Source organism: Microvirga tunisiensis (assembly GCF_009296175.1).
In the GTDB taxonomy this organism is placed as follows: Bacteria; Pseudomonadota; Alphaproteobacteria; order Rhizobiales; family Beijerinckiaceae; genus Microvirga; species Microvirga tunisiensis.
The window spans coordinates 1-728 of the sequence record NZ_VOSK01000921.1; the positions used below are offsets into that span (position 1 = coordinate 1).

Genomic DNA, 728 nt, shown 5'->3' on the forward strand with positions numbered 1-728 from the left:
AGCCTTGACCGGAGCACGCCCGATCAGGCCTACTTCAACCCGCTTCCGCAACGCGCGGCAGCGTAACCCCGGCAGACGCTCCACTTAGCGAACCGAAAACGCTGTTCAACCAAACCGAGCCACCTCACTGATCAGGGATCGCATCCATGACCATCAGTCCGGCGCAACTGCGCACACTCAGTCTTCTGCACACAAAGCCCGCCCGCCGCGTCTACCGATCCCACAGAACTGATGATTACGGCTGGGTGCATGATGATACTCATGTCCGGCTCACCGTAACACTGCATAGGCTGTTCAGCAGCGGCTATGCCATGCTCAGCCCTGAGAACCGGAATGTGGCGGTCCTGACCGCGAAGGGTCGTGCGACGCTCATTGCGCGGTGCGGCTAGCCCCCTTTCGAATAACACCCGGTATGGAATGTAAGTAGAAGAAGGCCAAGGCAAAGAAAAAGCGCCTCTCCGAAGAGGGCGCTTTAAGGTGCGGACCCCGTAGGGGCAAAAATTGGGATCCGATGGGCGGCCATCTATTCAGGTCAGATTTCTCTGTCACTGCTCTATGTTAGGTCCATGTGCGGTATTGTGTCGCCGGATGGTCCCGAACTAGAGCGCGTTGACATTCATTTGGTCCAGATGAACGCGCTGACGAGGCAAAGGATTGACATAAACGCCCGTGGGGTCTGTTCGTAGCGCGTGGCGATGCGTCTGAAGTGCTTGATTTTCAGGAAGAAG

1 protein-coding gene is annotated in these 728 nt (G+C 57.0%); it reads left to right on the forward strand.

Features of this window, described 5'->3' with window-relative positions:
- Positions 1 to 146 precede the first annotated feature (146 nt).
- A complete protein-coding gene (locus FS320_RS44530; protein ID WP_152718798.1) occupies positions 147 to 389 on the forward strand; it encodes a hypothetical protein in 243 nt (80 codons plus the stop codon).
- Positions 390 to 728 lie beyond the last annotated feature (339 nt).